Here is a 19,529-nt window from a genome sequence, read left to right on the forward strand (position 1 = left end):
TAAACAGCAAAAACCGACTCAAGGCGCCAATGGGCGCCTTTTTCTTTTACAGCATAAACCGATACCCGATCCCGGTCTCCGTCAGAAGGTGTTTCGGTCTTGCCGGATCGACCTCCAGTTTCTGCCGCAAATGCCCCATATAAATCCGCAGATAGTGGCTGTGCTCCACGGCGTTCGGCCCCCACACCTGGCTTAACAGCTGGCGTTGGGTGAGAACTTTTCCGTGATTATTCAGCAGCACCGCCAGCAGGCGAAATTCAATCGGCGTCAGGTGAATCTCTTCCCCGGCACGTTGAATACGGCGGTTGGCGATATCCACCTGAATCTCTGAGAAGCTAAACACTGGCTGATTCTGTTCCTGGCTGCCATGCCGACGCAGTGCCACGCGCAAACGCGCCTGTAGCTCACCAATACCGAAAGGTTTACTGAGATAGTCATCCGCCCCGGCATCGAGTGCGGCTATCTTGTCTGTCTCTTCCGCGCGGGCTGAGAGCACGATAACCGGCACCTGGCTCCACTGACGAAAATCGCGGATGAACTCAATGCCATCGCCATCGGGCAGGCCTAAATCGAGGATCACCAAATCAGGTTTGCGCGTGGCGGCTTCGAGCAGCCCACGTTGCAGGGTTTCTGCTTCGTGCACGCGCAGGCCGTCGCCTTCCAGCGCGCTGCGCAGAAAACGGCGAATAGCGTGTTCATCTTCGATAATCAGTACGTTAATCACAGTTCCTCAGGGAGTTCATCCAGCTCTGGTGGGGCTTCCAGCGGTAAGGTGACCACAAATACCGCCCCGCCCTGTGGGCGGTTGTGGGCATGCAGTTCGCCGCCGTGCACTTCAACAATAGCCTGACAAATTGCCAGACCCAAACCGACGCCCGGAATAGCCGATTCTTTATGTCCACGCGAGAATTTAGCAAAGATAGCTTGCTCCTGACCAGCAGGGATGCCGGGGCCGGAATCCCAGACTTCCAGCGTTAACTTGTCCGGTTGACGTTCGGCGGCAATCCCTATCGTGGCTGAAGAACCCGCGTATTTCACCGCATTTTCCAGCAGATTGATTAGCACTCGCTCAAACAAGGGGCCGTCGACATGGATAAGCGTCAACGGATCGCCCAGAGCTAACTGAATATGTCGCCCGCTAAGGCCCATTTCCAGTGTGCGAATCGCGCTTCCGACCACTTCTTCCAGGGTCAGCCATTCTCTGCGCAAATTAAAGCCACCGGACTGAATACGTGCCATATCCAGCAGATTGTTCACCAACCGGGTGGTGTTGAGCACATGCTGGCGAATCTCGTTGGCCTGTGGTGCATGTTTAGAACCTTCACTGGCGAGGTCCAGCGTCAGAATTTCAGCTTGTCCGAACAGCACCGTCAGCGGCGTGCGCAAATCGTGAGAAAGGGCTGCCAGCAGCGAGTTGCGGATACTCTCTCTTTCACTCGCCAGACGCGATTGCTCTTCGCTGGTGGTCAGCGCCAGGCGTTCAAGCGCACTGGCGACCAGCAAGGTGCAGGTTTCCAGAAGACGCTGTTGTTCCGGGATCATCAGCTGGCGCAGATTCCCCGGTTCAACAATCAGCACGCCGTGCGTTTTCTCTGCGGTTTTCAACGGCAGAATCAGATAAGGCACGCCCGGCAGCGTGTCGGTTCCCGCTCCGGCTGGCTGGCCTTTGTCGTAGCTCCAGCGGGCGATGGCGTCGTCCCACGGCGTAATGTCGTTACCTTCGGTTATGGCCGTGAGATGCCCGTCTTCATTCGGCAGCAAAACCTGACTACGGGCGTGAAAGGTTGAATGAATAAACTGTTCGCTGGTGCGGGCGACATCCTGCTGATTGCGCCCGGTAGAAAGGGCTTTCGACATCTCATAAAGATGGCGAGTACGTTGTTCACGATAGCGGGCGACTCGCGCCTGATAGCGTACGCCAGCGGTAAGATTCCCGATAACCAGTCCGACGGTGAGCATCACGCCGAAGGTCAAAACGTATTGCACATCCGACACCGCAAGCGTGCCGCGTGGGGCGATAAAAAACAGGTCAAAGCTAATCACATTGATAATGGTCGCCAGCACCGAGGGCCAGCGGCCGTAAAACAGCGCCACAATCACCACGCCCAGCAGATACAGCATCACCAGGTTTGCGGCATCAAAAGCCATCAGAAAATGGCTGGCGAAGAGGGTAATAAAGGCACAAAGCACCAGGGCTACGACGCAGCCCCGAAGCTGAACGCGCCAGCGATCAAGCCACGGACGGCTGTCAGCATTCCGCGAAGGTGTGCTGCTTTGATGCTCTTCGAGCGCGACAATCACCAAATCGAGGTCAGGCGCACGGCGCGCCAGTTTGTCGGCAAAGGATTCGCGGCTCCACCAGCGGCGCTGGCTGCGGCGACCGATAATAATTTTGCCGAGGTTGTGCTCGCGGGCGTAGCGCAAAATCGCTTTATCTTCTGCCGGGTCGGACAGTGTCGCCGTTTCCGCGCCAAGCTCCTGGGCAAGGCGCAGGGCGCTCAGAATATTGCGGCGCTGGTGTTCAGGCAGGCGATGCAGGTCCGGTGTTTCAACATAAACCGCATGCCAGACGCTCCCTAGTTTGGCGGCAAGGCGTGCGGCAGTGCGCACCAGTTTTTCATTGCCGCCGCTATGGCCAACGCAAAGCAGAATCGCATCTCGCGTGTGCCAGACCTTTTCTTCCCCCTGGCGATCGCGCCAGGCGCGCATCTGATCGTCGACGCGGTCAGCTGTACGCCGCAGCGCCAGCTCTCGCAGTGCAATCAGGTTGCCTTTACGGAAGAAATGCTCGATGGCCCGTTCTGCTTGCCCGGCAATATACACTTTGCCTTCATGCAGACGCTGGCGCAGATCGTCGGGCGGCAGGTCAACCAGCACAACTTCATCTGCAGAATCGAAGAACGGATCTGGAACCGTTTCCCGCACTTTGATGCCTGTCACGCCGCTCACTACGTCATTAAGGCTTTCCAGGTGCTGAACGTTGACGGTAGTGAAGACATCAATTCCGGCTTCCAGCAGCTCTTCGACATCCTGCCAGCGTTTCGGGTGGCGTGAACCGGGCGCATTAGTGTGCGCCAGTTCATCCATCAGGATCAGCGCAGGGCGGCGGGCGAGAGCAGCATCGAGATCAAACTCTTCGACCTGACGACCGCGATAATGAATACGCTTCCGTGGCTGTGTCGCCAGGCCTTTCAATTGGGCGGCGGTTTCCTGTCGGCCGTGGGTTTCGACCACGCCGACCAGAATATCGAGCCCCTGCGCCCGAAGTCGCTGCGCCTCGCTAAGCATGGCGTAGGTTTTCCCGACGCCTGCGCAGGCGCCAAAGAAAACTTTCAGTTTGCCACGATGCCAGCCGGAGGATTGCTCCAGCAGGCGGTCGGGATCGGGACGAAAGGGCTCGTCGGTCATGCTCAATCCTTACTGTTTTTTCAGGCCGTCCAGCGCCATGTTCAGTTCAACAATGTTGACCACTGGCTGACCGATAAAACTTGCCAGCGGTTGCTGCGTGTATTTTTCCACCAGCTGTATCAGCACTTCATCTGGCAGATGACGGGCTTGCGCTACGCGTGGGATCTGCCAGATTACAGACTGCGGCGTCAGGCTGTAATCCAGACCGCTTGCAGACGCTGTGACCAGCTCTACTGGCACTTTCGTGTCAGCCTGCGGATTCTCCTTACGCAACTGCACAATACGTGCCGCCACTTCTTTATCCAGCTCCGGATTACTGCCCGCCAGGTTACTGCCGCCGGATGCCTCTGGATTATAGGGGCTATTGGCGGTGGAGGAAGGGCGGCCGTGAAAATATCCTGCGGCGGAAAATGATTGGCCGATCAGGCGTGAACCTCGTATTTCATTATTCTGTAAAATCAACGAGCCGTTGGCCTGATCCTTAAACAAGCCTTGTCCAAGCGCTGTCGTCAACAGAGGATAAACGCCCCCTGTTATCACCGTGAGAAAAAGCAGAACCAACAAAGCAGGGCGTAAAGTCGCCATTTTTAAATCCTCTTACACCAGACCAAACAGAGTCAGCAGCAGATCGATAACTTTGATGCCGACAAACGGCACCAGCAGACCGCCCAGACCATAAACCCACAGGTTGCGACGTAACATTGCTGCCGCTGACAATGGCTTGTAGCTCACGCCCTTCAATGCCAGCGGGATCAGGAACACGATGATCAGCGCGTTAAAAATGACGGCGCTGAGAATGGCTGAAGCGGGTGAGTGCAGATGCATCACATTCAGCGCATTCAGCTGGGGATAGGTCGCGGCAAATGCCGCCGGGATGATGGCAAAATACTTCGCCACGTCATTGGCGATGCTGAAGGTGGTGAGCGACCCGCGCGTCATCAGCATCTGTTTACCGATATGCACCACTTCAATCAGCTTGGTCGGGTTGGAGTCGAGATCGACCATGTTCCCGGCTTCTTTCGCCGCCTGGGTCCCCGAGTTCATCGCCACGGCGACATCAGCCTGTGCCAGGGCTGGTGCGTCATTGGTGCCATCGCCGGTCATCGCCACCAGACGGCCTTCGGCCTGATACTGGCGAATCAGCGCCAGTTTAGCTTCTGGCGTGGCTTCAGCCAGGAAATCATCGACGCCCGCTTCGGCGGCAATGGCCGCAGCGGTCAAACGGTTATCACCGGTGATCATCACCGTTTTGATGCCCATTTTGCGCAGCTGAGCAAAGCGTTCTTTGATGCCACCTTTGACGATGTCTTTCAGGGCAATTACCCCGAGCACCGTGGCGCCTTCAACGACGACCAGCGGTGTACCTCCCAGGCGAGCGACACCTTCGACAAGCGTATCGACCTGCGGTGGGAAGTGGCCGTTGTTGGCTTCCACGTGACGACGAATGGCATCCACGGAGCCTTTGCGGATCATGCGGTCATGAATGTTGATCCCACTCATGCGAGTCTGGGCGGTAAACGGCACAAACGTCGCCTGCAATTCCTGCACGTCGCGAGTGCGAATATTGAAGCGCTGTTTGGCGAGGATCACGATACTGCGGCCTTCCGGCGTTTCATCAGCCAGAGATGCCAGTTGCGCGGCATCGGCTAACGTTTTTTCGTCCACGCCCGGCGCGGGCAGAAATTCTGAAGCCTGACGGTTGCCGAGCGTGATGGTGCCGGTTTTATCCAGTAACAGCACGTCCACGTCACCGGCAGCTTCCACGGCACGTCCGCTGGTGGCTATCACGTTCGCGCCCAGCATCCGGCTCATCCCGGCCACGCCGATGGCGGAAAGCAGGCCACCTATGGTGGTAGGAATCAGACACACCAGCAGCGCAACCAGAACCGTCACGCTAACAGCCACACCGCCATAAGCAGAGAACGGCCACAGCGTGGCGGTTGCCAGCAGGAAAACGATAGTCAGGGCGACTAACAGGATTGTCAGGGCGATTTCGTTGGGCGTTTTACGGCGCTGGGCACCTTCGACCATCGCAATCATGCGGTCGAGGAAGGTTTCACCGGGATTCACGCTACAGCGAATCACCAGCCAGTCGGAAAGAATGCGTGTCCCACCTGTTACCGAGGCGAAATCGCCGCCGGATTCACGAATAACGGGGGCCGATTCACCTGTAATGGCGCTCTCATCAACTGACGCACCGCCTTCAATCACTTCCCCGTCGCAGGGAATGATGTCACCTGCTTCGACCAGCACGATATCGCCTTTGCGCAGGTCGTCTGCCGGAATGTGGTCCATTGGCGCATCATGCTGTGGAGCACGCAGTTTCCGGGCGAATGCCGTTTTTTGTACGCCTTTAAGGCTGTTGGCCTGGGCTTTACTGCGGCCTTCCGCCAGTGCTTCAGCGAAGTTAGCGAACAGAACGGTAAACCACAGCCAGACACTGATCGCAGCGGTGAAACCGGCATTGCCTGGCAGATGACGAGTCGCCATGGCGACAGCCAGCAGCGTTGTCAGCACGCTGCCAAGCCAGACGATAAACATCACCGGATTATGCCACTGTACCGCAGGGCTCAGTTTTTTGACGGCATCCATCAGCGCCCGGCGAACCAAAGCGGGTTCGAAGAGGGCCAGTTGTTTACGACTCATAAAACGTGTCTCCGGCAAACTTATAACGAAGAGAGATGTTCAGCCACCGGGCCTAAGGCCAGGGCAGGGATGAAGGTCAGGGCGCCCACCAGAATGACGGTGCCGATAAGCAGGCCGACAAAAAGTGGGCCGCAGGTTGGCAGGGTGCCGGGGCTTGCTGGCTGGATTTTCTTGCCGACCAGCGAGCCCGCAATCGCCATCACCGGAATAATCACCCCGAAGCGACCGACAAACATGCAGAAGGCGAGCAGACAGTTCCAGAACGGTGAGTTGGCGCTAAGGCCTGCAAAGGCGCTACCGTTGTTGTTGGCGGCGGAAGACACGGCATACAGCACTTCACTGAAGCCGTGAATACCGGGGTTGAATATCCCCGCGCGACCGGCTTGCGTCATCATTGCCAGCGCGGTGCCAAGCAAAACCAGAGCAGGTGTTACCAGAATCGCCAGCGCGGTCATTTTCATTTCGCGCACGTCGATCTTTTTCCCGAGATATTCCGGCGTGCGGCCAATCATCAGACCGGCGATAAAGACCGCCAGCAGGACAAACAGCAGCATGCCGTAAAGGCCGGAACCCACCCCGCCGAACACCACTTCACCAATCTGCATGAGCCACATTGGCACCATGCCGCCGAGTGCGGTGAAAGAGTCATGCATGGCGTTCACCGCACCGCAGGATGCGGCGGTAGTGATAACCGCAAACAGGCTGCTTTGCAGAATACCGAAGCGGCTCTCTTTGCCTTCCATATTGGCTGCGCTGTCAGCACCCAGTTGCAGGAAGTGCGGGTTGCCTTTGAGCTCAGCCCACATCACCACCACCACACAAACCACGAAAATGAGGCTCATGGCCCACAGAATGGCTCGTCCCTGACGACTGTCGTTGACGGCTTCACCAAAGGCAAAGCAGAGCGCGGTCGGGATCAGGAAAATCGCCAGCATCTGGACGGCATTGGTTAAAGCCGTTGGGTTTTCAAACGGATGACTGGAGTTGGCGTTAAAGAAACCGCCGCCGTTGGTCCCCAGCATTTTAATGGCTTCCTGCGAAGCCACTGGCCCCATTGGCAGCACGCCTTTTACCCCTTCCAGCGAGGTAAAGTGCTGGTAAGGAAGAAAGTTTTGCAGCGTACCTTGCTGGATCATAAACAAAGCGATGATCAACGAGAGCGGCAGCAGAACCCAAAGCGTCACGCGAATGATGTCTTTCCAGGCGTTACCGAGCGTGTCGGTGCTGTGGCGAGAGAAACCGCGGATCAGCGCGAATACCACGGCGATGCCGGTGGCGGCTGACAGGAAGTTTTGCACCGCGAGGCCGGTCATCTGGCTGAAATAGCTCAGGGTGGTTTCACCGCTATAGGCTTGCCAGTTGGTATTGCTGACGAAGCTTATCGCAGTATTCAGGGCCAGATCCCAGGAAAGCCCTGCGAAATGCTGCGGATTCAACGGTAACAGGTTCTGGAACATCAGCAGCGCAAACAGCAGTACGATGCCCATGATGTTCAGCCAGAGGAGGGCGAACAGATATTGCCGCCAGTTCATCTCCTGAGATGATATCCCCAGCACACGCCATAAACCCCGCTCAACGCTCGCCGTTCCAGGCAAAGCGGTATTGGCAATTAGCCGCGCCAGCACAAAGCCAAGTGGACGAGCCAGAAGGAAAAGTACCAGCAGGAAACTGGCTATCAGTAAAAACGCCTGCGCTGCCATCAGAAGGCCTCCGCATTGATCAGGGCATAAATGAGATAACCCAATAACAGGAAAACCAGCACGATGCCGGTTAGCACGCCTGCACTCACAGTCCACCTCCAGGTGTTTAATGGTCTGCAGTAACGGTAGGATTTTCGGTGCAAAGATTTCGCAAAAAATGCGGCGGGGGGTGTAAAAAAAGTATAAAAATGCTTAAAAACCACGCATTAACTCATGGTTAGTTTTAATTTAACTTTTTTGTAACTTAGTTACGGCTCGAATGTAAAAAAGCACAAAATAACCGTAAATAAGTGGTCGGATGAGTAGTAAAATTACACGCAAAAAGGTACTCTTTTAGTCAGACAACATTTTTACCGGCGCGTGTTGCCGGCCATGAAAGGGGAGAGAAATAATGTACAAAGAGTTTCCTGCACATATCGTATTGATGCGCCGCACTTTCGCCGTCGTGGCGGGGATCGTGGCCTTACCTGTGATGCTGTTCTGGAAAGATCGCGGGCGTTTTTACAGCTACCTGCACCGCGTGTGGTCAAAAACCAGCGACAAACCGGTGTGGATGGATCAGGCAGAAAAAGCGACCTGTGATTTTTACTGATTCGTCAGCAGGCATAAAAAAACCGCCAACGTTAAACGTGGCGGTTTTTTTATGCCCTCAGGATCCGCGGTCCGTTGGGATAATGCTTGAGTTCCTACCAAGGAGTCCTGATTTTCTGCCTCTGACCTTCTGCCGTCAAGCAGGGCGATCTTAATAAAATCTGAAAGCACGTCCAGTCGTGTGGTGAACGAAAAACAATCCATTATGATGTTCGCGGCCCTTTCCGCCATGCCGCACATGGGCACCGGTCCAGGGAAAGGATCATTCATGGCCGTAGAGTTCCTACCAAGGAACTTGTATTCACCGGAATATCGCCGGTGGTAAAACGGTGAAGCGGTCTGTCGCAAGGACCGCATAATGAAACGCTATCTCTGCGTAGTGTTCATTGTTACCAGCACAATGGTGTTGACGTCGGATAAGCCAGAGTCGCTTACCTCAATGTCTTCCTTTGCCCTGGTCAAGTAGCGTCAAGGCCGCCCTGTGCGGCCTTTTTCAGTTTCTTGCGTCTACACTTCTTAAGAGGCACTTGAGGAGTGGTTATGAAAGAGAAAATCCCGGTTGGCATCAGCGCCTGTTTGCTGGGTGAAAACGTTCGTTTTGATGGCGGTCACAAGCGTCTGACTTTTGCCGTTGAAGAGCTGAGCCCGTGGGTGGCTTTTGAGCCTGTTTGTCCGGAAATGGCGATAGGTCTTCCCGTCCCGCGTCCTGCATTACGGTTAGTAAAAGATGAGCAGGGCAGCCCGCATTTGCGCTTCAGTAACGGAGCCGAGGGGGATTTAACCGAGGCCATGACCGAATTTACCTGCAATCGCATTGCACGTTTCGACAACCTGTGTGGCTACATCGTCTGTAAAAATTCGCCCAGCTGCGGGATGGAGCGGGTACGGGTTTACGAAGCCGATGGGAAGAACAACCGCAAAGCGGGGCGAGGGATTTACACTAAGCTGTTAATGGATGCCTGGCCCTGGTTGCCGGTGGAAGAGGACGGTCGGTTACAGGACCCGGTTCTACGAGAGAACTTTGTGGAACGCATTTACGCCCTCCACGAACTGCATGCTTTAAGAGCGCGCGGTCTGACTCGTGGCGATTTAATGGCTTTCCATAGCCGCTATAAATTACTGCTGTTGGCCCATTCTCAGCCGCTTTACCGCGAACTGGGGCGATTTGTCGCCGCAATGAGTGAGTGGTCTTCACTGGAAGCGTATTTCCTCGAATATCGTCTGCGCCTTATGGCGCTTATGGCCCATCCCGCCACCCGTCGCAATCACACCAACGTATTGATGCACGTTCAGGGCTACTTCCGTAACCAGCTTAACAGCCGTCAGCGACAAGAGCTGGCAAGCCTTATCGACAGGTATCGCCAGGGCACGCAGCCGCTGCTTGCGCCCGTCACGCTGTTAAAACACTATATGGCTGAATTTCCTGATGCTTACCTGGCCGGGCAACGCTACTTCGACCCGTGGCCGGAGGCTTTACGTTTACGTTACGGACATTAACTGGAGAGTTATGCCCACTCATCTGATCTGGTTTCGCACGGATTTACGTCTGCATGACAACCTGGCGCTAGCCGCCGCTTGCCGCGATAGCAAGGCGAACGTTATCGCGTTGTTCATCTCCACGCCGCAACAATGGCATCAACATAACATGGCCCCGCGTCAGGCTGCGTTTATGCAGACACATCTGCAGGCGCTGCAAAGTGGCCTGGCTGAAAAGGGTATTCCGCTGCTGTTCCGTGAAGTCCCCGATTTTACGGCGACGGTCAATGAGCTTGCCCGGTTCTGTGCGGAACAGAACGTGACACACCTTTTTTATAACTATCAGTATGAAATCAACGAACGTCAGCGCGATGCGAGGGTAGAAAAAACGCTGAATGAAGTGGTCTGCCAGGGCTTCGACGACAGCGTCATGCTGCCGCCGGGCAGCGTGATGACCGGCAATCATCAAATGTATAAAGTCTTCACTCCCTTCAAAAATGCGTATCTGAAGCGATTGAAAGAAGGGCTTCCTGAGTGCGTTCGTGCACCTGCCGTACGTGAGGGAAAAGACGTGACGGCAGAGGCCATCACCCTGGGCTATCCGCAGCAAGCTTTTGATCAGGAATATTTCCCGGCAGACGAGAAAAGCGCGCTCGCCAGATTGCGCCATTTTTGCCAACAACAAGCCGCTGAATATGAGCAGCAGAGGGATTTCCCGGCAATAGAGGGCACCAGCCGACTTTCAGCCTGCTTAGCGCTTGGCGTGCTCTCACCGCGTCAATGCCTTCATCGTCTTTTAGCAGAATGCCCGGATACGCTGGAAGGCGGGGCTGGCGCGGTCTGGCTCAATGAACTGATCTGGCGTGAATTCTATCGCCACCTGATGACTTACCACCCTGAGCTCTGTCGCCACAAGCCGTTTATTACCTGGACGGATAAAGTGCAATGGCGCAACGATCCTCATGCCCTAAAAGCCTGGCAGGAAGGTAATACAGGGTATCCGATTGTGGATGCTGCCATGCGTCAGTTGAATGAAACGGGTTGGATGCATAACCGCTTGCGGATGATTGTCGCCAGTTTTCTGGTCAAAGACTTGCTGATTGACTGGCGGGAAGGTGAGCGCTATTTCATCTCGCAGTTGATTGATGGCGATCTGGCCGCCAATAACGGTGGCTGGCAGTGGGCGGCATCAACAGGCACCGACGCCGCGCCGTACTTCCGGATTTTCAACCCGACCACCCAGGGCGAAAAATTCGACAAAGAAGGTGAGTTTATCCGTCGCTGGTTACCGGAGCTGAAAACAGTGCCGGGGAAAGCGATTCACTCACCGTGGGAGTGGGCGCAGAAAGAAGGGATTGAGCTGAATTATCCGCGCCCGATTGTCGATCACAAGCAGGCGCGGCTGAAGACGCTGGCGGCCTATGAAGCCGCAAGAATTGCTTAGGACTCCAGTGCCAGGCGGCGGGATCTCACTTTCATCGCATGGCCCAGCCAAATGACCAGTACCATCCCGACACAGACCAGGGCTCCCCAGGTTATCTGGCTGAACACCTCGATGTAGGCGTTGATTGAATAGTTGATCGCGCCTGCGGCATCAAATGCGCTCTGTGAAGTCTGATCGGCGATAACGCCCGCGACATAGTTGGCGATCGCCCCAGAAAGCAGCATGTAGATCCCGGTGAGCACGCCTGTTACGCCCGGGATTTCGATGCGCGTGATTTGTGCCATCGCCACCGGGTCAATAAACAGTTCGGCAAAGCCCATCACCGCCATGCCCAGCACCATCAGCGGCAGGGAAGAGTGGCCGAAGCTTGCAGACCAGCGGGCGCTCAGCGTCAGAATACAGAAACCTGCGCTCATCAGCCCCAGGCCTAACGCGTATTTTCCCCAGATGCGCACCGCGCGGTTTCCTGTGACCGACTCTTTGACAACCCAGGCAAGGAATACCCCACACATCATCACGGCGAAGCCATTGACCGACTGGAACATCGCCGTCGGCACTTCATAGCCGAAGATATCGCGGTTAACGAAGCGGTCAATATAGAGGCTGATGGAGCTGCCGCCCTGCTGAGCAAAGGCCCAGAACAGCAGACTGAAGAAGGTCAGGACCACAATCAGCCCCAGCTCTTTACGCTGTTTCTGGTTCTCGGCTTTCTTGTAGATTTTGCCGAGCATGGCCAGGCCGATAACGGTCGCGACAATCAGCGCATACAGCGACCACTCTTTCCAGAACAGCACGGCGATAACCACCGGCGAAACAATCAGCAGCGCCAGCAGCCAACCCCAAACCGGCAGACCCGCTTTTTTGCTGCACAGTACGGCTTTATTCACGCCAACGGTGTGGCTGAAATGACGATTCCCGCAAAGGAAAATCACCAGACCCGCCAGCATGCCTACCGCTGCAAGCGCGAAGCCCATCGCCCAGCTGTACTCTTCCTGCACATAGCCACAGGCGATAGGGGCGATAATTGACCCGACGTTACCGGCAGCATAAAGCAGTGAGAAACCGCCATCGCGACGTGGATCGGTCGGTTCATACAGCTCACCCAGCAGACAGCTGACGTTCGACTTAAACAAGCCGTAACCGCAAACGATAATTGCCAGTGACAGATAGAGGAACATCGGAGAGATTTCGCTGGCCCCGAGCACCAGATGCCCGACCGCCATCAAAAAGGCGCCAATCATCACCGCCATGCGGTTGCCGAGCACTTTGTCCGCCAGCCAGCCGCCGAGGATCGGCGTGACGTAGACCAGCGAACAGTAAGCGCTGAACAGAGCGTAGGCGTGATTGTCGTTGTATTTCAGTTGATTGGTTAAATACAGAATCAGCAGGGCGCGCATGCCGTAAAAACTAAAGTATTCCCAGATTTGCAGTGCGACCACGTAGTAGATAGCGCGTGGTTGTGACGATGGTGTCTTCATGTTGCTCTCAGTCTTGCCAGAATTGCAGAAGATAATCATTCCGCATTATGCGTTTCTTTTATGCTATCCATGGATTTTAAGCATAAATGCTTAATTTATATGCTGTCCTAATGCATAAATATACACGATTGTGCTGGGTGGCGTTAAGCGGTTTTTGCGGGGGAAAATCGGGAAGGGCCAAAAGCGTTGTAGGCCTGCTATCGACGTGCGGCCCTCTGGCGGCTATGTTATCCCTCAGTATTGAACGTATGTCTGGAGTGACGATGAAAAACAGCGAACTGGAACACCTGATTAATGAAAAACTCAACAGCGCAACCTTCAGCGATTACGGCCCGAATGGGCTGCAGGTTGAAGGGCGTGACGAGATCCGCAAAATCGTCACCGGCGTGACGGCAAGCCAGGCACTGCTGGATGAAGCGGTGCGTCTGGAAGCCGATGCCGTCATTGTTCATCATGGTTATTTCTGGAAAGGGGAGTCGCCGGTGATTCGCGGCATGAAGCGCAATCGCCTGAAAACGTTGCTGGCACACGACATCAACCTCTTTGGCTGGCACTTGCCGCTCGATGCGCATCCTGAGCTTGGCAACAATGCGCAACTTGCGGCGCTGCTGGGCATTACTATTCGCGGAGCAATCGAGCCGTTAGTGCCATGGGGGGAGCTGTCTATGCCGGTATCTGGCCTGGAGCTAGCCTCATGGATTGAAGCTCGTCTGGGGCGTAAACCGCTGTGGTGCGGCGACACCGGGCCTGAGAAAGTGACGCGTGTGGCGTGGTGTACTGGCGGCGGCCAGAGCTTTATCGACAGCGCGGCCCGTTTCGGCGTGGACGCTTTTATTACCGGTGAAGTTTCCGAGCAAACTATTCACTCTGCCCGTGAGCAAGGCCTGCATTTTTATGCGGCAGGCCACCACGCGACGGAACGCGGGGGAATTCGTGCCCTCAGCGAATGGCTAACGGAAACGACTGATCTGGATGTGACCTTTATTGATATTCCCAACCCAGCCTGATGAGAGAGGGGTAAAGTGCAGCGAGCGCGTTGTTATCTGTTAGGTGAAACGGCAGTTGTTCTGGAGCTTGAACCGCCTGTGACGCTGGAAAGTCAAAAACGTATCTGGCGGCTGACTCAGCGTCTGCCGGACTACCCGGAAGTGGTGGAAGCCATTCCCGGGATGAATAACATCACCGTCATTTTGCGCAATCCACAGGCGCTGGCGCTGGATGCCATCGAGCGGCTGCAGCGCTGGTGGGAAGAGAGTGAAGTGCTGGAGCCAGACTCCCGCCGCGTGGATATTCCTGTGATTTATGGCGGCCGACACGGCCCCGATTTACCGCTGGTGGCGGAACACAGTGGGCTTTCCCCAAAGCAGGTTGTGGAGCTTCATGCTTCTGCGGATTACGTGGTCTGGTTCCTTGGTTTCCAGCCAGGGTTCGCCTATCTCGGCGGATTATCCCCGAAATTGGCTATGCCACGCCGGGCAGAACCGCGCGTGCAGGTGCCTGCGGGCAGCGTAGGGATTGGCGGTGAGCTGACCGGTATTTATCCGCTCACCACGCCGGGTGGCTGGCAGTTAATTGGTCATACAACGCTTGCCTTATTTGATGCCAGCAAGACTGAACCTGTGTTGTTGCAGCCCGGCGATACCGTGCGCTTCGTGCCGCAAAAGGAGGGCGTATGCTGAAAATACTTCGTGCCGGCATGTATACCTCGGTTCAGGATGGAGGGCGTAACGGATTCCGTCAGTCTGGTGTGAGTCGCTGCGGTGCGCTTGATAAGCCAGCCCTGGTCACCGCGAACTTGCTGGTGGGGAACGAACCGGAGGCGGCTGCGCTGGAAATCACGCTCGGGCAACTGACGGTTCAGTTCGGTCAGGATGGCTGGTTTGCGCTTACTGGCGCAGGTTGTGAAGCCATGCTGGATGGTGAAGCTGTATGGGCGGGCTGGCGTCTTCCTGTCTCGGCAGGGCAGACGCTGGTGCTTAAACGCCCTCTGCACGGCATTCGTAGCTATCTCGCGGTGGCAGGTGGCATTGATGTGCCTGAGATTTTAGGGTCACGAAGTACTGACCTTAAAGTCGGGATTGGCGGCCTGGAAGGGCGGCGATTGCAGGATGGCGACACGCTAAAACTGCTGCCTGCAAAAAGAGCCTTCAATGGCCCGCAAGGGGTAAAACAGCTGCTGCGCGGGAACCGCATTCGGGCGCTGCCGGGGCCGGAGTATCATGAGTTTGATACTGCCTCGCAGGAAAACTTCTGGCGCGCGCCGTGGAAACTCAGCCCGCAGAGCAATCGCATGGGATATCGCCTGCAAGGGCAACCGTTGGTGCGTACCACCGATCGCGAACTGCTGTCCCATGGCCTGATACCCGGCGTGGTACAGGTGCCACATAACGGTCAGCCTATCGTGCTGATGAATGATGCGCAGACCACCGGAGGCTATCCGAGGATTGCCTGCATTATCGAAGCCGATATGTACCAGCTGGCGCAAATTCCGTTAGGCCAGCCGATTCACTTTGTGCCATGTACCCTGGAAGAGGCGCTTAAGGCACGCGAAGATCAGCGTCGCTATCTGGAGCAGCTGGCCTGGCGGTTGAACGGAGAAGGTTAAGGACAAAACGATGCCGGAAGGACCGGAAATTCGCCGCGCGGCGGATACCCTCGAAGCGGCAATTAAAGGCAAACCCCTGACTCAGGCCTGGTTTGCTTTTGATTCGCTGAAAGCGTTTGAGCCCACGCTGGTGGGCCAGACGGTGACCCACATCGAAACCCGAGGCAAAGCGTTGCTCACGCATTTTTCAGGCGGCTTAACGCTGTACAGCCACAACCAGCTTTATGGCGTCTGGCGGGTGGTGGACGCCGACGAGCAGCCGGAAAGTAAGCGAGTGCTGCGCGTGAAGCTACAAACTGCGGATAAGGCCATTCTGCTCTACAGTGCGTCTGATATCGCCATGCTGACGCCGGAGCAACTCAACACGCATCCTTTTCTTCAGCGAGTCGGGCCAGATGTGCTTGATGAGCGTTTAACCTCAAAAGAGGTGAGGGCGCGATTGTTGTCCAGACCGTTTCGCAACCGCCAGTTCTCGGGGCTGTTTCTCGATCAGGCTTTTCTGGCCGGGCTTGGCAACTATCTGCGCGTTGAAATCCTGTGGGAGTGTGGGCTGGCGGCAACACACAAAGCCAGCGAGCTGACTGACAAGCAGCTTAATGCGTTGTCTGAAGCGCTGTTGGCGATTCCGAGACTTTCGTACGCCACTCGCGGCAACGTGGATGACAACAAGCACCATGGCGCGTTATTCCGCTTTAAGGTGTTTCACCGTGACGGAGAGCCATGCGAGCGGTGTGGCGGGGTAATTGAGCGCACCATGATGTCTTCGCGGCCTTTTTACTGGTGCCCTCATTGCCAGCAGTAAAAGCCAGCCCTTTCGGGCTGGCAATCCTCAGGCAGCACTCATTTCAGCGCTGATTTGCTCCAGCGATTTGTCTTTCGTTTCTGGCACAAAGAACACGTTCAGCAGGAACCATAGCAGGCAGAAAAAGCCGTAGAGGAAGAACGGGAAGCTGCCGTTGAACAGGGCATTGAGCGTCGGGTTATTCGTCAGCATCGGGAACGTCTGGGAGACGATAAAGCTGCCGGTCCAGATTAAAAACGTGGCCCATGACATCAGCCTGGCGCGCAGAATATTCGGTGCAAGCTCCGGGATAATGATCCACAAAATCGGGCCGACGGTGCCACCGAAGAACAGGATGTAGACAATCATGATCGCCAGCATAAACAGGTTGGTGACCCCCATCCAGATTAAGATCCCAAGCAGCGTAATCGACGCAAAGCAGACAAACGAACCAACAATCAGCAGCCGACGCCGACCGTATTTCTCTATTCGCAGTACCGCCCAGACCGCCGCCGCAAAGAAGGCAATGCCGATGACAATTTGCTGATAATAGGCGGTTTGCTCATTGGCGATGCCGATGTTTTCAAACAGGATATTGCCGTAATAGAGCACGGCGTTGATACCGCAGAGGTTCGCCAGCAGCGCCATCGCCAGGATGACGAGCGACACCCGGCGGTACTTTGGCGACAAGATGGCTTCGCTTTTGACCGAAGCGTGAGTCTGCTGAAACGAGGCCTGAATTTCAGCAATCGCTTTGTGTGTGTCGTAGCCCGGGCCGTTCACATACAGAAGAATATCGTTGGCTTCCGCAGTACGGTTTTTGCTGATAAGCCAGCGCGGCGATTCGGGTAAATAGCAGGCCATGATCATAAAAATGCAGCCCGGAATCGACATTGCGCCCAGCATATAGCGCCAGGAGTACTGCGTGGCCCACTCCGCATCGCTTGCCCAGCTGGCGACCAGCGCATTGACCAGATAGACGGATAAAATCCCTAAGGCAATCATCATCTGGTAAAAGCCAAGGGTTTTGCCGCGCACGTCCTGAGCGGAGATTTCACCGATATAGACCGGCGCTGTGGCTGAACCCAGCCCAACGCCAATACCGCCAATAATTCTGAAAATAATAAATAGCGTAAAATTGTAGGGGAAGGCGGTAAATATGCCAGCCAGGAAAACCAGAACACCTGTCAGCATTAATGCTTTTTTACGCCCCAGAGCGTTGGTAATAAATTGCCCGCTAAAGGCTCCAATCATAAAACCCAATACGACGGAGGAGACGGCCCAGCCAGTGCCGATATCATTAAGGGAAAAATAGTTAGCGAGGTGGGAAATGGCGCCCGCAATAACGGCGGAATCAAACCCGTATAATAATCCTGCTAATGAGGCGATCAGCGATAGCCTGTAACTCATTCGATGTGTATTTGTCATTTTTTACACCAGTCATTGAGCTTTATGGATTCCGGGGACGGCGTTGTTTTTGATTTTTTGAGATCGTTCGACGTACTCAGGAATAATCCTCATCGAATCATCAAACCAGGCATCGGGATCGGTGCTGGCGACCAGGCCAAAATTCCCCCAGGGCATTAACGAGCCTGAACGTATCACCATTTTCGCTCGGGGGTAGACATTAGCCACCAGCTCGTTGTGCGGTACAAGGGTGAAGTCAGCGCCTGAACCGGTGAAGATATCGGTGACGTTGCTGAACAGATTGGGGTTACTGTCCGGCACTTCCGCCGCAAAAATAACGTTTTCGATAAAAATTTCGTGACGTAATACGCGCAGTATTTCCAGCAGGTCGACGCTCCCGGCACAAAACGCGAGATCGATTCTGTTGGCTTCTGCCGGAATGGGGGCTCCGGCATCGGTCACTAAAATAATATCACCGTGGCCGAGACTGGCTAAGGCGCCGGCGATTTGCGGATGCAATATTTTTCCAGGTCTCATCATGTACTCCGGATAAGGGTAGTGAAATAGATAGGTGGTTTTATTTACATCGAGACTGCTCTTTATTTACCGTGTAATTCGAGTTCAATTTCTTCAAGTGTTTTACCTTTTGTTTCCGGCACCATGGTCATTACGAAAATAAGAGCGACCACTGAGGTTCCTGCGAAAATAAAAAAGGTGTTGGCGGCGCTGATATTTTCGACCAGCACGGGGAAAAAGCGGGAAACAAAGAAGTTTCCGCCCCACAGCGCGAAGGTGGCCACAGAAACGGCCAGGCCACGTACGTGAATGGGGAAAATCTCCGAGATAAGGACGTAAGCCACCGTGCCGTAAGAGACGGCGAAAATGGCGACATAAGCCAGAATGCAAATCAGCAGCGCAGTGGTGTTCGCTTCAGCGGCCCTGAATAACATCCCGGTGCAGGTCAGAGCGACAGCCATCCCCACAGAGCCAAAAATCAGCAGTGAACGGCGGCCCACCTTATCGATTATCCACATGGAGATAAGCGTGGAGATAACGAGCGTCAGGCCAATCAAGACGGTAAAAGACATCGCACCGCTGACGTCCACTCCCGCCGTTTTAAAGATCTCCGGCGCGTAGTAGAAAATGGCGTTGATCCCGGTTATCTGCTGGAACAGGGCGACGCAAAAGCCAATCACCAGCGCCTTACGCAAACGAGGGTTCAGAAGTTCGCTGAGCCGCGACGGGCGCTCATGTTTCAGCGCGACTTTGATGGCCTGGAGCTGATCGTTGGCTGCCGCTTCATCCGGGTTTATCTGGCGCAGAACGTTCAGCCCCTGAGCGTCACGCCCTTTGCGCAGCAGCCAGCGTGGGCTCTCCGGTATCCGCGCCAGCAGCAGCAGGAAAATAATCGCCGGGACGATACCCGTGGCGAAAATAATCCGCCAGCCGTGCTCGACGTTCCAGGCCTCGCTGGCGAGGCTTGCGATAATGGCGGCTATCGAGAAAATAGCCAGATTGCCGATGCAGTTGAAGAGCTGATTCAGCGACACCAGACGCCCGCGAAGATGCGCAGGCGAGACTTCAGCGATATAAAGCGGAGCGATGGTGGTTTCCACGCCGATGCCGACTCCCACGAGGATGCGGAACCACGCCAGCATCTCTGCTGAGGTTGCCAGCGCTTCGCCGAGCACGCCAAAGATGAAAATCAGCGCGGTCAGCAGCAGCACTTTTTTTCGTCCAACGGCATCCGACAGCGGGCCTGCCAGCGCCACGCCGAGAATACAACCGACGATAATCGACGAGGTCACCCAGCCAATGCCGTCGGCGTCCAGGGCGAATTTGCTTTGCAGGAAGCCCACCGAGCCAGAAATGCTGCCGTTATCGAAACCGAACAGAAATCCGCCGACGGCTGTGACCAGAGATATCAGGACCACGTTACGCATCCAGACATTTTTGGCAGAGATATGTGCATGTGTGGTCATAGAACTCTCCG

At 55.4% G+C, this 19,529-nt stretch carries 17 protein-coding genes; 7 read left to right on the top strand and 10 right to left on the bottom strand.

The features are described 5' to 3' along the window. Window positions 1-46: 46 nt before the first annotated feature. The 6 genes from kdpE to kdpF are packed head-to-tail and all read right to left on the bottom strand — an operon-like array spanning window position 47 to window position 7,843. Entirely contained in the window at window positions 47-724 is a 678-nt protein-coding gene (gene kdpE, locus ACRCWW_RS11535) for a two-component system response regulator KdpE (RefSeq protein WP_438682538.1), read from the bottom strand. Continuing rightward, a complete protein-coding gene (gene kdpD, locus ACRCWW_RS11540) occupies window positions 721-3,408 on the bottom strand; it encodes a two-component system sensor histidine kinase KdpD (RefSeq protein ID WP_438682539.1) in 2,688 nt (895 codons plus the stop codon). The genes kdpE and kdpD overlap by 4 nt, the downstream gene beginning before the upstream one ends. 9 nt (window positions 3,409-3,417) lie before the next feature. After that, on the bottom strand, window positions 3,418-3,993 hold the full coding sequence (kdpC, locus tag ACRCWW_RS11545) for a potassium-transporting ATPase subunit KdpC (protein WP_438682540.1): 576 nt from the start codon (window positions 3,991-3,993) through the stop codon (window positions 3,418-3,420). Between the two features lie 12 nt (window positions 3,994-4,005). Further along, window positions 4,006-6,054, bottom strand: a complete 2,049-nt coding sequence (kdpB, locus tag ACRCWW_RS11550; protein ID WP_438682541.1) for a potassium-transporting ATPase subunit KdpB — start codon at window positions 6,052-6,054, stop codon at window positions 4,006-4,008. 20 nt (window positions 6,055-6,074) lie between these two features. After that, window positions 6,075-7,754 carry a potassium-transporting ATPase subunit KdpA gene (kdpA, locus tag ACRCWW_RS11555; RefSeq protein WP_438682542.1) on the bottom strand — a complete coding sequence of 560 codons (1,680 nt, stop codon included), beginning with the start codon at window positions 7,752-7,754 and terminating at the stop codon, window positions 6,075-6,077. Further along, the gene (gene kdpF / locus ACRCWW_RS11560) at window positions 7,754-7,843 is read right to left on the bottom strand and encodes a K(+)-transporting ATPase subunit F (RefSeq protein ID WP_404658497.1); all 90 of its coding nucleotides are present in this window, start codon (window positions 7,841-7,843) and stop codon (window positions 7,754-7,756) included. Before kdpF ends, kdpA begins: the two co-directional genes overlap by 1 nt. 302 nt (window positions 7,844-8,145) lie before the next feature. Between kdpF and ACRCWW_RS11565 the strand changes: the two genes are divergently transcribed. The 3 genes from ACRCWW_RS11565 to phrB all read left to right on the top strand — a co-directional run bounded on the left by ACRCWW_RS11565 (window position 8,146) and on the right by phrB (window position 11,265). Further along, window positions 8,146-8,346, top strand: a complete 201-nt coding sequence (locus ACRCWW_RS11565; RefSeq protein WP_438682543.1) for a YbfA family protein — start codon at window positions 8,146-8,148, stop codon at window positions 8,344-8,346. A 539-nt stretch (window positions 8,347-8,885) separates the two neighbouring features. Then, on the top strand, window positions 8,886-9,842 hold the full coding sequence (locus tag ACRCWW_RS11570; RefSeq protein WP_438682544.1) for a YbgA family protein: 957 nt from the start codon (window positions 8,886-8,888) through the stop codon (window positions 9,840-9,842). A gap of 10 nt (window positions 9,843-9,852) precedes the next feature. Further along, entirely contained in the window at window positions 9,853-11,265 is a 1,413-nt protein-coding gene (phrB, locus tag ACRCWW_RS11575) for a deoxyribodipyrimidine photo-lyase (RefSeq protein ID WP_438682545.1), read from the top strand. Here the strand turns inward: phrB and dtpD are convergent. Further along, window positions 11,262-12,743: a dipeptide permease DtpD gene (dtpD, locus tag ACRCWW_RS11580; RefSeq protein WP_438682546.1), complete on the bottom strand. Its 1,482-nt coding sequence runs from the start codon at window positions 12,741-12,743 to the stop codon at window positions 11,262-11,264. The genes phrB and dtpD overlap by 4 nt on opposite strands. Before the next feature lie 263 nt (window positions 12,744-13,006). On the opposite strand from dtpD, the gene ACRCWW_RS11585 reads away from it, so the two are divergent. Genes ACRCWW_RS11585 through nei form a run of 4 tightly spaced genes read left to right on the top strand, consistent with a single transcriptional unit; the run spans window position 13,007 to window position 16,150 of the window. After that, window positions 13,007-13,750, top strand: coding sequence for a type 2 GTP cyclohydrolase I (locus tag ACRCWW_RS11585; protein WP_438682547.1), 744 nt, complete (start codon window positions 13,007-13,009; stop codon window positions 13,748-13,750). Window positions 13,751-13,765: 15 nt separating this feature from the next. Beyond that, on the top strand, window positions 13,766-14,422 hold the full coding sequence (gene pxpB / locus ACRCWW_RS11590) for a 5-oxoprolinase subunit PxpB (protein WP_438682548.1): 657 nt from the start codon (window positions 13,766-13,768) through the stop codon (window positions 14,420-14,422). Continuing rightward, window positions 14,416-15,348, top strand: coding sequence for a 5-oxoprolinase subunit PxpC (gene pxpC / locus ACRCWW_RS11595; RefSeq protein ID WP_438682549.1), 933 nt, complete (start codon window positions 14,416-14,418; stop codon window positions 15,346-15,348). Before pxpB ends, pxpC begins: the two co-directional genes overlap by 7 nt. A gap of 10 nt (window positions 15,349-15,358) precedes the next feature. Next, a complete protein-coding gene (gene nei / locus ACRCWW_RS11600) occupies window positions 15,359-16,150 on the top strand; it encodes an endonuclease VIII (protein ID WP_438682550.1) in 792 nt (263 codons plus the stop codon). 27 nt (window positions 16,151-16,177) lie between these two features. Here the strand turns inward: nei and ACRCWW_RS11605 are convergent, their stop codons facing one another. The 3 genes from ACRCWW_RS11605 to ACRCWW_RS11615 all read right to left on the bottom strand — a co-directional run bounded on the left by ACRCWW_RS11605 (window position 16,178) and on the right by ACRCWW_RS11615 (window position 19,518). Beyond that, on the bottom strand, window positions 16,178-17,557 hold the full coding sequence (locus ACRCWW_RS11605) for a sugar porter family MFS transporter (RefSeq protein ID WP_438682551.1): 1,380 nt from the start codon (window positions 17,555-17,557) through the stop codon (window positions 16,178-16,180). 12 nt (window positions 17,558-17,569) lie between these two features. Further along, complete coding sequence (locus ACRCWW_RS11610) at window positions 17,570-18,073, bottom strand: RbsD/FucU domain-containing protein (protein WP_438682552.1); 504 nt, start codon at window positions 18,071-18,073, stop codon at window positions 17,570-17,572. A gap of 62 nt (window positions 18,074-18,135) precedes the next feature. Beyond that, window positions 18,136-19,518 (bottom strand): sugar porter family MFS transporter, encoded by a 1,383-nt coding sequence (locus ACRCWW_RS11615; protein ID WP_438682553.1) that lies wholly within the window; start codon window positions 19,516-19,518, stop codon window positions 18,136-18,138. Between the last annotated feature and the right edge of the window lie 11 nt (window positions 19,519-19,529).

It is taken from the genome of Scandinavium sp. (genome assembly GCF_051650185.1).
Taxonomy (GTDB): domain Bacteria; phylum Pseudomonadota; class Gammaproteobacteria; order Enterobacterales; family Enterobacteriaceae; genus Scandinavium.